At 64.1% G+C, this 12,539-nt stretch carries 13 protein-coding genes; all 13 read right to left on the bottom strand.

All coding sequences use genetic code 11. From position 1 onward, the window contains the following. Positions 1-14 precede the first annotated feature (14 nt). The 13 genes from mtnK to nuoH all read right to left on the bottom strand — a co-directional run bounded on the left by mtnK (position 15) and on the right by nuoH (position 12,539). Positions 15-1,295 (bottom strand): S-methyl-5-thioribose kinase, encoded by a 1,281-nt coding sequence (gene mtnK / locus IVB42_RS15950; protein ID WP_018455076.1) that lies wholly within the window; start codon positions 1,293-1,295, stop codon positions 15-17. A 35-nt stretch (positions 1,296-1,330) separates the two neighbouring features. Beyond that, a complete protein-coding gene (locus IVB42_RS15955) occupies positions 1,331-1,678 on the bottom strand; it encodes a hypothetical protein (RefSeq protein ID WP_007603574.1) in 348 nt (115 codons plus the stop codon). A 28-nt stretch (positions 1,679-1,706) separates the two neighbouring features. After that, positions 1,707-1,982 (bottom strand): DUF1467 family protein, encoded by a 276-nt coding sequence (locus IVB42_RS15960; protein WP_018455077.1) that lies wholly within the window; start codon positions 1,980-1,982, stop codon positions 1,707-1,709. Positions 1,983-1,991: 9 nt separating this feature from the next. Beyond that, complete coding sequence (gene mce / locus IVB42_RS15965; protein ID WP_018455078.1) at positions 1,992-2,396, bottom strand: methylmalonyl-CoA epimerase; 405 nt, start codon at positions 2,394-2,396, stop codon at positions 1,992-1,994. A gap of 12 nt (positions 2,397-2,408) precedes the next feature. Next, entirely contained in the window at positions 2,409-4,079 is a 1,671-nt protein-coding gene (locus IVB42_RS15970; RefSeq protein WP_018455079.1) for a ribonuclease J, read from the bottom strand. Next, positions 4,079-4,885, bottom strand: a complete 807-nt coding sequence (locus tag IVB42_RS15975) for a biotin--[acetyl-CoA-carboxylase] ligase (protein ID WP_085394843.1) — start codon at positions 4,883-4,885, stop codon at positions 4,079-4,081. Before IVB42_RS15975 ends, IVB42_RS15970 begins: the two co-directional genes overlap by 1 nt. A gap of 1 nt (position 4,886) precedes the next feature. After that, positions 4,887-6,323, bottom strand: coding sequence for an NADH-quinone oxidoreductase subunit NuoN (gene nuoN, locus IVB42_RS15980; RefSeq protein ID WP_018455081.1), 1,437 nt, complete (start codon positions 6,321-6,323; stop codon positions 4,887-4,889). A gap of 22 nt (positions 6,324-6,345) precedes the next feature. Further along, on the bottom strand, positions 6,346-7,854 hold the full coding sequence (locus IVB42_RS15985) for an NADH-quinone oxidoreductase subunit M (RefSeq protein ID WP_018455082.1): 1,509 nt from the start codon (positions 7,852-7,854) through the stop codon (positions 6,346-6,348). Further along, the gene (nuoL, locus tag IVB42_RS15990; protein ID WP_247298475.1) at positions 7,855-9,954 is read right to left on the bottom strand and encodes an NADH-quinone oxidoreductase subunit L; all 2,100 of its coding nucleotides are present in this window, start codon (positions 9,952-9,954) and stop codon (positions 7,855-7,857) included. A gap of 61 nt (positions 9,955-10,015) precedes the next feature. Further along, positions 10,016-10,324 carry an NADH-quinone oxidoreductase subunit NuoK gene (nuoK, locus tag IVB42_RS15995; protein WP_007603558.1) on the bottom strand — a complete coding sequence of 103 codons (309 nt, stop codon included), beginning with the start codon at positions 10,322-10,324 and terminating at the stop codon, positions 10,016-10,018. Then, on the bottom strand, positions 10,321-10,959 hold the full coding sequence (locus IVB42_RS16000; RefSeq protein ID WP_018455084.1) for an NADH-quinone oxidoreductase subunit J: 639 nt from the start codon (positions 10,957-10,959) through the stop codon (positions 10,321-10,323). The genes nuoK and IVB42_RS16000 overlap by 4 nt, the downstream gene beginning before the upstream one ends. Before the next feature lie 9 nt (positions 10,960-10,968). Beyond that, on the bottom strand, positions 10,969-11,457 hold the full coding sequence (gene nuoI, locus IVB42_RS16005; RefSeq protein WP_026232873.1) for an NADH-quinone oxidoreductase subunit NuoI: 489 nt from the start codon (positions 11,455-11,457) through the stop codon (positions 10,969-10,971). Positions 11,458-11,471: 14 nt separating this feature from the next. Next, positions 11,472-12,539, bottom strand: coding sequence for an NADH-quinone oxidoreductase subunit NuoH (gene nuoH / locus IVB42_RS16010; RefSeq protein ID WP_018455085.1), 1,068 nt, complete (start codon positions 12,537-12,539; stop codon positions 11,472-11,474).

Below are 12,539 nucleotides of genomic sequence, written 5' to 3' on the forward strand. Positions count from 1 at the left end.
TGCGCAGAAGCCCGCTAGAACTCCGGCTGCCAGTCGCGCAATTTTCGCGCTGCAGCGGTGACATCCGCGATGGTCGGAAACGCCCCCACCTCGAGCATCATCGCCCTTGCCAGCCTGACGGCGCGTGCTTCGCTGATCGCGCGCCGGCGCGGATCCTCGATCAGCTCGAAGTCGATATTGTGGGCGAGGCCGAAGATGCGGCGGATGGTTTTTGCCGCGGCGAAGCCGACCGTGTCCGCGAACAGCCGCTGCATGTAGGCCTGCCGCTCGGCTTCCAGCCGTGCCGCGCCTGTCTCGCCGGCGAACAGTGAGGCGGGATAGGCATCGCCTGCGGCGCCAGCGCGCCAGAGCTCGAGGAACTTTCGCGTAAAATCGTTCCAGACCGTTTCCACCGTCTCCAGCACCCAGGCCTCGAAAGCACGCCGTTCGCCCGGCGTGCGCTCATGCCCGGCGGAGGCAAAATAGGCCATCAGGAGGTTGGCCAGCACGGCGCCGACATCGAAACCCATCGGGCCGTAGAACGCGAATTCGGGGTCGATCACCCGCGTCTCGCCGCCCGTGACCATGATCGAGCCGGTGTGCAGGTCGCCGTGGAGCAGCGCCTCGGGGCTCGCCATGAACTTCAGCTTCAACCGGGAGATCGCGACGTGGAGGTCCATATCCTCGCGAAGCTCTGCGGCGAGCGCATCGAGATACGGCGCAGTCCAGCGGTTCTGCTCGGCGACGCGGTAAGGATCGGTGAAGATCAGATCCTCGGTGATCTTGCACAGCGCATGGTTGCCGGCGAAAGCTGCGATGCCCTGCTTCTTCTCGGCCGCCGACACCGCGAGGTCGGAGGTGAAGAACAATGTCCGCGCCATGAAGGTGGTGATGTCATCGACAAAGCGCGGATACTGCGAGCCCGCAACCATCCCCTTGCGCATGATGATGTGGGGCTCGAGCAGCTCCATCACCGTCAGCGCCAGGGCCTCGTTGTGATGCAGCAGCGCCGGCACGAGGCCGGGCGCGAGCTCGGCCTGCCGCGACAAAGCGAGATATTCGTAATGAGCCCGGGACAACGGCAGCGGCCAGCTCTCGCCGACGAGGCGGACATAGGGCAGCGCCTGCTTCACGGCGATGCCGCCGCGGCCGCCCTTGACGATGAAAACGAGATTGAGATTGCCGTCGCCGACTTCGGTGATCGACCAGGAGGCCGGCTCGCCGCCGAGGGTCGCGGCGAGATCCGCAACGCCCGCGAGATAGTCCCGCAACGCCGCCTCATGCAAAATCCGGTAGTCCCCCTGCCCCTGCGCCATGACGATCCCATCCCATGCTTGGCATGGCCGAATCGTTACTCCCGCTCCAGGAAGCTCGAGCCGATCTCGGCCTTTCTTTTGATCGGATCGTAATCACAATAGACGCTGTCCGCCACCAGCGTGTAGCTGGCGCTGACGGTGTATTTGTCTGTTTTGACCGAGTTCAGGCCGATCACCGCGGTGCTCTTGCCGCCGTTCCATTTGAATGGGGTCGAGCTCTTGGCCTGCTCGCAGGCGATCACGGCCTCGTTGAAGACATAGCCCTCGACGAACGCCTTCAGGGTGCGCACCTGCACGGCCATCTTCCACTCGAAATAGCCGATGGCGCCGAGACCGGCGACGATCAGCACTAGAAGCGCGACGACGATCCTCTGAAAAGTCATTCTTCCCCCAACCAAGCCAACCACGAAATTAAAACGGCATGCCCATCAATTTCGACAGGCGCTCGATCGACAAATAGCCGGCGTGATAGGCGACCATGGCGATCCCGTAGATGACCGCCGAGATGATGGTGGTCCAGATCAGCTTGCCCCCCATCCGCGTCAGGATCGGCGCGCCGGGGTCGCTGCCCGGCACTCCGACGCCGTCCTCGTGCTGGCTGCGCACGCCAAACGGCAGCGTCAGGAACAGCGCGACCCACCAGATGACGAAGTAGATCGCGATCGCGGTTGATATCTGGATGGCCATGGCTTCGGCCTATGCCTGCTCGATTTCGACCAGCGCGCCGGAAAAATCCTTCGGGTGCAGGAACAGCACCGGCTTGCCGTGGGCGCCGATCTTCGGCACGCCGTCGCCGAGCACCCTTGCCCCCTCCTTCACCAGCGTGTCGCGCGAGGCGATGATGTCGACCACCTCGTAGCAGACGTGGTGGATGCCGCCGTCGGCGTTGCGGTCCAGGAACTTTGCGATCGGCGAGGCCTCGCCGAGCGGCTCGATGAACTCGATCTTGGTGTTGGGCAGCGTCGCGAACACCGTGGTGACGCCATGCTCGGGCAGCGCGACGGCCTCCGAGATCTGGGCCCCGAATGCGGTGCCATAGATTTTGGCGGCCTTGACGGCGTCCTTGGTCGCGATCGCGACATGGTTGAGCCGGCCCAGCATGTTTCTCTCCCGTTACACTGTCAGCACATGTACCAGACAGGGGGGCTTTTTGCCCCAATGTTCGTTGATCACGGAGCGGACAGCGCGTCGCACCGACTCCGCCAGCGCATCCGGGTCGCGACGGCGCGCCTTCGGCAGGCCCTCGACGGTGGAGACCACGGCGTCGAAGACGAGGTCGTCGAAGGGCTCGCCCGCTTTGTTCTTCTCGGGGATACCGACGAGTTCGACCGCGGGATCGTCGGCAAGCTCGCCCTGCTCCGTCATGGCGATGGCGACAAAGGCGCAGCCGGAGAAGGCCATGCGGCGCCGCTCGCCCACCGCGCGGGACTTGGAGTCCTCCAGAATCGTGCCGTCCTTGTAGAGACGGCCCGCAGGCACTTGCCCAATGATGCCGGGATCGCCGGGGCCGAGCTTGACGAGATCGCCGTTGCGGCAGACCAGCACGCGCGGCACGCCGGCGGCACGCGCGAGCTTGGCGTGCTCATTCAGGTGCAGGGCCTCGCCATGGACGGGGATCAGGAGCTGCGGCCTGGTCCAGGCGATCATGTCGCGCAATTCGTCGCGGCGGGGATGACCGGAGACATGGACCAGCTGGTCGCGGTCGGTGATGACCTCCACGCCCTGCAAGACCAGGCCATTGATGATGGCCCCGACCGCCTTCTCGTTGCCGGGAATGGTGCGCGAGGAGAAGATGACGCTGTCGCCACGGTTGAGCGTGATCTCGGGATGGTCGTCATTGGCGATGCGCGCCAGCGCGGCACGCGGCTCGCCCTGGCTGCCGGTGCAGAGCGCCAGCACCTTGTCCTGCGGCAGATGACCGTAGACCTCGGCGGAGCGGAAACTCTGCACGCCGTCGAGATAGCCGGTCTCGCGCGCGACCTGCACCACGCGTTCCATGGCGCGGCCGACCACGACGACCTCACGGTCGGCGGCCTTCGCAGCGATGGCGACGGCCTTGAGGCGCGCGACATTGGAGGCAAAGGTCGTGACCGCGACGCGGCCCTTGGCGGCCTTGACGAGCTCGGTGATGGAGCTCGCAACCTCGGCTTCCGAGGGTGAGCGGCCGTCGCGCACGGCGTTGGTGGAATCACCGATCAGGGCGAGCAGGCCCGCATCGCCGAGCTCCCGCAGCCGCTTTTCGTCGGTCGGGCGGCCGATGATCGGGGTCGGATCGATCTTCCAGTCGCCGGTGTGCAGCACCGTGCCGACTTCGGTGTGAATCGCGAGCGCATGCGACTCCGGAATCGAATGGGCGACCGGGATGAACTCGACGTTGAACGGGCCGATATCGACGCGCCCGCCTGACGGCACCACCGTCACCGGGATCTTGGGCGCATTGCGCTCGGCGGCGCACTTGGCCTCGAACAGCGCGGCGCTGAACTGCGTCGCGTAGATCGGACATTTCAGCTTCGGCCAAAGGTCGATGATGGCGCCGAAATGATCCTCATGGGCGTGGGTCAGCACCAGCCCCATCAGATTCTTGCGTTCCTTCTCCAGGAAGCTGACGTCGGGCATGATCAGGTCGATGCCCGGCAGATGCTCCTCGTCGCCGAAGGAGACGCCGAGATCGATCGCCAGCCAGGCGCGCTGCTGGCGGTTGCCGAGGCCGTAGATCGACAAATTCATGCCGATCTCGCCGACCCCGCCGAGCGGTGCAAATACCAGTTCTTCCGGCTTCGCCATCACGCAGCTCCCACGGAGGCGGCCGTGCCGAAGAACACCTCGCCCGCGGCGACCGGCACGCGCCGGCCCTCCGCGGTGCGGACGATCAGGCAGCCGGTGTCGTCGATCGTGTCAAAAATGCCGTCCAGCGTCATCACTCCCGTGTGGATCGCGACCCGCTCGCCGAGGCCGGCGGCGCGCTCCAGCCACAATTTGCGAATTTCGGCAAAGCCACGGCCATTGTCCCAGATACCGCGGAATTCCACCCAGGCATCGGAGAGCGCCGAGAACAACTCCTCCGCACTGATCTGGACGCCGAGCGCGGCCAGCGACACCGCAGGCGTCGGCGTACCCTCGGGCGCGGCGACGACGTTGGTGCCGATGCCGACGACGATGGCAAGACGGTCGCCGATGGCTTCGGCCTCCAGGCCGATGCCGACCAGCTTCTTGCCGCCGGCCAGCACGTCGTTCGGCCATTTCAGGGCGTAGCGGGGACGGCCCTCGCCGAGGCGCAGTGCAGCCTCCAGGCTGACCTTCTCCAGGGCGGCCTCCTCGGCCAGCCCGGCCGCAAAGCCGATCGTCGCGGCGACGGAAGGGGCAACGTCCAGGACTTCGAGGACGCTGGCTGCAAGGTTGCCCTTTGGTGCGATCCAAGGGCGCTGGCGGCGGCCGCGGCCGGCGGTCTGCTCCGACGTCACGAACCACATCGGGCCGCGTTCGCCGCGCCTCGCGTGCTCGATCGCCTCGGTATTGGTCGAGCCGGTCCGTTCGAAAGCTGCGAGCTTGTAGCCCGCCGACGCCGCACGAGGACCGAGCGCGAATGCCATCCTAGAACAGCGACTTGGCGGCGGCGGAGGCGACGCTCACCACCGGGCCCGCGAACAGGGCGAACAGAATGTTGAACAGGCCCGCGACCGCCAGCACCGTCTTGACTTCGACGCGCACCGGATCGACCTGCCCGGCCGGCTCGTCGAAATACATCGTCTTGACGATGCTGAGATAGTAGTAGGCGCCGACCACGCTGGAGAGCACGCCGATCACGGCGAGCGTGAACAGGTTCGCCTTGATGGCGGCGACGAAGACGTACCATTTGGCGAAGAAGCCGGCGAGCGGCGGGATGCCGGCGAGCGAGAACAGCAGCATCGCGAACATGAAGGCGAGCAGCGGATTGGTCCGAGAGAGACCTGCGAAATCGCTGATCTGCTCCACCGGCTGGCCGTTCCGCTTCATCGCCAGGATGATGGCGAAGGAGCCCAGCGTCATCGCGACATAGATCACGATGTACATCAAGACGCCCTGCGCGCCCTCGACCGTGCCTGCGGCAAGTCCGACCAGGGCAAAGCCCATATGGCCGATCGAGGAATAGGCCATCAGGCGCTTGATGTTGCTCTGGCCGATCGCGGCGAACGAGCCCAGCGCCATCGAGGCGATCGACACGAACACCAGGATCTGCTGCCACTGCGAGACGATGCCCGGGAATGCGGTCAGCGTGACGCGGGTGAAGACCGCGAGCGCGGCCACTTTCGGGGCCGAGGCGAAGAAGGCTGTCACAGGCGTCGGTGCGCCCTCGTAGACGTCGGGTGTCCACATGTGGAACGGCACCGCCGAGACCTTGAAGCAGAGGCCGGCGAGCAGGAACACCAGGCCGAACAACAGGCCGACATTCGAGATCGTCGCGGCCGCCGCGATGCCGGTGAAGGCCACCGTGCCCGTGAAGCCGTAGATCAGCGAGGAGCCGTAGAGCAGCATGCCCGAGGACAGCGCGCCGAGCACGAAGTACTTCAGGCCGGCTTCGGTCGACTTGGCGTTGTCGCGGTTCGAGGCCGCGACAACGTAGAGCGCCAGCGACATCAATTCGAGGCCGAGATAAAGCGAGATCAGATCGCCGGCCGAGATCAGCACCATCATGCCGAGCGTCGAGAGCAGCACCAGGATCGCATATTCGAAGATGCGGCGCGACGGATCCGACAGGAACTCGGTCGACAGCACCAGCGTCACCGCCGAGCCGATCAGGGCCAGGATCTTCATGAAGCGGGCAAAATCATCGACGATGAAGCTGCCGCCGAAGGTCACGTGCTTGCCCGCGGGCAGCATGTATTCGAGCACGCCGACAACGATCAGGAGCAGCACCGCAAGCGTCGTGACCGTCTTGGTGGTCTCCTGCCCGCGATAGGCGCCGAGCATCAGGAGTGCCATCGCCCCGACCGCGAGCACGAGCTCGGGCAGCACCGGCGCCAGTTGATAACCTGCAGTCTCAAAGCTCATGGCGATATCCTGACCTGCCCGCTCACTGGAGCAGTGCGGCGGCCTTCACGGCCGTCACAGCGGTGTTGTAATTGTTGACGAGTTGCTGGACCGAGGCCGCCGACATGTCGAGCACCGGCTTCGGATAGATGCCGAACAGGATCGTCAGCGCGATCAGCGGGAACAGCGTCAAGCCCTCCCGGAAGGTGAGATCCTTCATGCTCGCCAGCGACGGCTTGACCAGCGCCCCGAACACGACCTTGCGGTAGAGCCACAGCGCGTAGCAGGCCGACAGGATCACGCCGAAGGTGGCGAAGAACGCGGTCGGGATCGAGACCTTGAAGGTACCGAGCAGCGTCATGAACTCGCCGACGAAGCCAGAGGTGCCGGGCAGGCCGACATTGGCCATGGTGAAGACCATGAAGGTCAGCGCGTAGAGCGGCATCCGGTTGACGAGGCCGCCATAGGCCGCGATCTCACGGGTGTGCATGCGGTCGTAGACGATGCCGACGCAGAGGAACAGCGCGCCGGAGACGATGCCGTGCGAGATCATCTGGAACACGCCGCCGGCGACACCCTGCATGGTACCGGCGAAAATGCCCATGGTGACGAAGCCCATATGCGCCACCGAGGAGTACGCAATCAGCTTCTTCATGTCCTCCTGCATCAGCGCCACCAACGAGGTGTAGATGATGGCGATGGCCGAAAGCGTGAAGACCAGCGGCGCGAAGTCGTGCGAAGCCAGCGGGAACATCGGCAGCGAGAAGCGCAGGAAGCCGTAGCCGCCCATCTTCAGAAGGATCGCGGCCAGGACCACCGAGCCTGCGGTCGGCGCCTCGACGTGGGCGTCGGGGAGCCAGGTGTGCACCGGCCACATCGGCATCTTCACCGCGAACGAGGCGAAGAAGGCGAGCCACGCCCAGGTCTGCAGCGAGCGCGGCACGGCGGTGTGCATCAGGGTCGGGATGTCGGTGGTGCCGCCGTTCCAGTACAGCGCCATGATCGCGAGCAGCATCAGCACCGAGCCGAGCAGCGTGTAGAGGAAGAACTTGAAAGATGCATAGACCCGGCGCGGACCGCCCCAGACGCCGATGATCAGGAACATCGGGATCAGGCCGCCTTCGAAGAACAGGTAGAACAGCACGAGATCGAGCGCCGAGAAGGTGCCGATCATCAGCGTTTCCAGGATCAGGAACGCCATCATGTATTCGCGGACGCGGTTGGTAATCGCCTTCCAGCTCGCGATGATGCAAAACGGCATGATGGCGGTGGTCAGGATCACCAGCGGCAACGAGATGCCGTCCACGCCCATGTGGTAGGTGATGCCGGTGGCAAGCCAGTTCGCCTTCTCGACGAACTGGAAGTCGGCGCTCGACGCATCGAACCGCATGACCAGGATCACCGACACAGCGAAGGTGATCAGCGTGGTCCACAGCGCGATCCAGCGCGAGTTGCGCCGGGCCGCCTCGTCGTCGCCACGGCTGAGATAGACGATCAGCGCGCCGACCAGCGGCAGGAACGTCGTGACGGATAGAATTGGCCAGGTCGTCATTTACTGGCCTCCAAAGCCGAACATGAACCAGGTGATCAGGCCGGCGGCACCGATCAGCATGGCGAACGCGTAGTGGTAGAGATAGCCGGTCTGGATTTTCACGACGTTGCGGGTGACGTCCAGCACGCGGGCTGAGACGCCATCGGGGCCGAGACCGTCGATGATGAAGCCGTCACCCTTCTTCCAGAGCTGATAGCCAATCCACTTCGCCGGACGGACGAAGATGATGTCGTAGAGCTCGTCGAAGTACCATTTGTTGAGCAGGAACTTGTACAGCATTGGCTGCGTGTTCGCGAGCTCGACCGGCAGATAAGGCCGGCGGATGTAGAACAGGTATGACACCAGGAAGCCCAGCACCATCATCACCGTCGGCAGGAAGGCGATGGTCTCGGGAATGTGGTGCATCTCCTCGATGATATGCGGGTTCATCTTCACGGACTCGCGGAAGAACTCCTCGATGCCGTGACCGGCGAACAGCTCCTTGAACGGGAAGCCGGCCAGGATGGAGCCGACCGCAAGCACACCGATCGGGATCAGCATCCAGATCGGCGCTTCATGCGCGGCCTCGTAGTGGTGCTCGTCATGCGGCTCGCCGTGGAAGGTCTTGAAGATGAGGCGCCACGAGTAGAACGAGGTCAGGCCGGCCGCGACGACCGTCATCAGGAAGCCGTACATCGCGAACGGATTGTGCGAGGCGTAGGCGGACTCGATGATCGCGTCCTTGGAGAAATAGCCCGCGGTCAGCGGGAATCCCGTGAGCGCGAGCGTGCCGACCACCATCACCGCGTAGGTGTAGGGGATCTTGCGCCACAGGCCGCCCATGTTGCGGATGTCCTGCTCGTGATGCATCGCGTAGATCACCGAGCCGGAGCCCAAGAACAACAGCGCCTTGAAGAAGGCGTGCGTGAACAAATGGAACATGCCTACCGAATAGGCCCCTGCTCCCATCGCCACGAACATGTAGCCGAGCTGCGAACAGGTCGAGTAAGCGACGATGCGCTTGATGTCGTTCTGGACCAGGCCAATGGTCGCCGCGAAGAACGCCGTAGTGGCGCCGAAGAACATCACGACGGCCTGCGCGTTCGGCGCGAGTTCGAACAGCGGCGACAGGCGCGCCACCATGAAGACGCCGGCGGTGACCATGGTCGCGGCGTGGATCAGCGCCGACACCGGGGTCGGGCCTTCCATCGCGTCCGGCAGCCAGGTGTGCAGCAGGAACTGCGCCGATTTGCCCATCGCGCCCATGAACAGCAGCAGGCAGGTCAGGGTCAGCGCGTCGGCGTGCCAGCCGAGGAAGTCGATGGTCTTGCCGGTCAACCCGGGCGCAGCGTGGAAGATGGTCTCGAAATCGGTCGAGCCGGCCAGCAGGAAGATCGCGAAGATGCCGAGCGCGAAGCCGAAATCGCCGACACGGTTGACCACGAAGGCCTTGATGGCGGCGGCGTTCGCCGACGGCTTCTGGTACCAGAAACCGATCAGGAGGTAGCTTGCCAGACCCACGCCTTCCCAGCCGAAGAACAGCTGCACGAGGTTGTCGGCGGTCACCAGCATCAGCATGGCGAAGGTGAACAGCGAGAGATAGCCGAAGAAGCGCGGCCGGTTCGGATCCTCGTCCATGTAGCCGATGGAATAGAGGTGCACCAGCGAGGACACGGTGGTCACGACCACCAGCATCACGGCGGTGAGCGTGTCGACCCGCAGCGTCCAGTAGACCTGGAGATCGCCGGAGAGGATCCACGGCAGCAGCGGAATGCGCATGTCGTGGTGCATGAAGCCGACATCGACCAGCGTCATCCAGGACAGCGCCGCCGACACGAACAGCAACGCCGTGGTGATCAGCTCGGCAGCGCGCGAGCCCGCCGCGGGCGGCTCGGAGACGTGGTGGTCGTCGTGGCCATCTCCGGGTTCGTGATGAGTCTCGTGGACGACCGACGCATCCTCGTTGATCGTGTCCGACGCATGGGCGTGCGCGCCATGACCGTGATCATCGTGATGCTCGACCGTGTCGCCCGAGGGGTTGCGGGCATGCGCGCCGAACAGCGCGATCAGGCCAGCCAGAATGGCGCCCAGCAGAGGCAGGAAGACGATTGCCTGGACCATGATTTACTCTTTCCGCATGATCTGGTCGGAAAACCGGTGTCCACTTTTCCGGATCATGCGATCAGCCCTTCATCAGATTGACGTCCTCAACCGCGATCGAGCCGCGGTTGCGGAAATAGACCACCAGGATGGCGAGACCGATCGCGGCTTCAGCGGCCGCGACGGTGAGCACCAGGAGCGCGAAGACCTGCCCGACGATGTCGCCGAGGAAGGTCGAGAACGCCACGAGGTTGACGTTGACCGCGAGCAGGATCAGCTCGATCGACATCAGGATGACGATGATGTTCTTGCGGTTCAGGAAGATGCCGAGGATCCCGAGCGTGAACAGGATCGCGCCGACCGCAAGATAGTGTCCGAGCCCGATCGTCATTTCACCCACTCCGCCGCGTCAGAGTCCTGGAGCCCCTGCCCCGGCGCCACCTTGCGTATCGCCATCGCTATTTCGGGCGTGCGCGCGTTCTGAATGTTGATGTCCTGCCGCTTGACGCTCGCCTTGTGCCGCAGCGTCAGCACGATGGCGCCGATCATCGCGACCAGCAGCACCATGCCCGAGAGCTGGAAGTAGTGGATGTACTTGGTATAGAGCACCAGGCCGAGCGCCTCGGTATTGGAGACGTTGGTCGGGATCGCCGCCGTGATCGTCTTGGCGACGCCGGGGTTGATGACCCAGAAGCCGACCGTGAGCAGCAGCTCGAACAGGAAGATGCCGCCGATCACGAGGCCGACCGGCAGGTATTCGATGAAGCCCTCGCGCAGCTCGAGGAAGTCGACGTCGAGCATCATGATCACGAACAGGAACAGGACCGCGACCGCACCGACATAGACGACGATCAGGATCATCGCGAGGAATTCGGCGCCCATCAACACGAACAGACCGGAGGCGTTGACGAAGGCCAGGATCAGGTACAGCACCGAGTGCACGGGATTGCGCGAGACAATCACCATCACCGCCGAGGCGACACAGACGCCGGCGAACAGATAGAAGAACAGCGCGGGAAGGATCATGCTCTCATCTCACCGGTACGGCGCGTCGAGTTCGATCGCTTTCGCGATCTCGCGTTCCCAGCGGTCGCCATTGGCGAGCAGCTTGGCCTTGTCATAGAACAGTTCCTCGCGGGTCTCGGTCGCGAACTCGAAGTTCGGACCTTCGACGATGGCATCGACCGGACAGGCTTCCTGGCAGAGGCCGCAATAGATGCACTTCACCATGTCGATGTCGTAGCGCACGGTGCGGCGGGTGCCGTCGTTGCGGCGCGGGCCGGCTTCGATGGTGATGGCCTGCGCCGGGCAGACCGCTTCGCACAGCTTGCAGGCGATGCATCGCTCTTCGCCGTTCGGATAGCGGCGCAGCGCATGCTCGCCGCGGAAGCGCGGCGAGATCGGGCCCTTCTCGAAGGGATAGTTCAGCGTCGGCTTCGGCTGGAAGAAATAGCGCATGGCGAGGAAGAACGCCGAGACGAATTCCGACAGCAGGAGCGAGCGTGCAGTGGCGTTGATGTTGATACCCATGACGGCCCTCACTTCGGCGCGATGTCGGCGAAGTGCAGCACACCGGCCACCACGATCACCATCGCTAGCGACAACGGCAGGAACACTTTCCAGCCGAGGCGCATCAGTTGATCGTAGCGGTAGCGCGGCACGATCGCCTTGGCCATCGCGAACAGGAAGAACATGAAGAACAGTTTCAGCGAGAACCAGATGATCCCCGGCACCCAGTTGAAGGGCGGCAGGTCCACCGGCGGCAGCCAGCCTCCGAGGAACAGGATCGTTGCCATCGCGCACATCGTGGCAATCGCGACATACTCGCCGAGCATGAACAGAAGATACGGCGTCGAGCCGTACTCGACCATGAAGCCGGCGACGAGCTCGGATTCTGCTTCGACGAGGTCGAACGGCGGGCGGTTGGTTTCAGCCAGCGCCGAGACGTAGAAGATCACGAACATCGGGAACAGCGGCCAGACGTACCAGTTCAGGATGGTGAGCTGCGGCAGCCCGATCAGGCTGGCGAGGCCGCGGACATGCTGCGCCTCGACCACGGCCGAGAGGTTCAGCGTGCCGGCGCAGAGCAGCACCGTGATGATGACGAAGCCGATCGAGACCTCGTAGGACACCATCTGCGCCGCCGAGCGCAGCGCCGCGAGGAACGGATATTTCGAGTTCGACGACCAGCCGGCCATGATGATGCCGTAGATCGACAGCGACGAGATCGCGAAGATGAAGAGAACGCCGACGTTGATGTCGGAGATCACCCAGCCGAGATTGGTAGGGATCACCGCCCAGGCCGCGAGCGCGAGCACGCACGAGACCAAGGGAGCAAGAAGAAACACGCCCTTGTTGGCGCCGGACGGGATGATCGGCTCCTTCAGCACGAACTTCAGGAGGTCGGCGAAGGATTGCAGCAGGCCCCAGGGACCAACCACATTCGGGCCGCGGCGGATCTGCACCGCCGCCCAGATCTTGCGGTCGGCGAGCAGGATGTAGGCGATCGCCACCAGCAGAACGACCAGCACCAGGACGCTCTGCGCGATCATGATGATCAGCGGCCAGAGGAACCCGGTCCAGAATGCGCTTTCGAAGAATTCCAT

This window comes from Bradyrhizobium sp. 45 (assembly GCF_023073155.1).
GTDB lineage: Bacteria > Pseudomonadota > Alphaproteobacteria > Rhizobiales > Xanthobacteraceae > Bradyrhizobium > Bradyrhizobium canariense_D.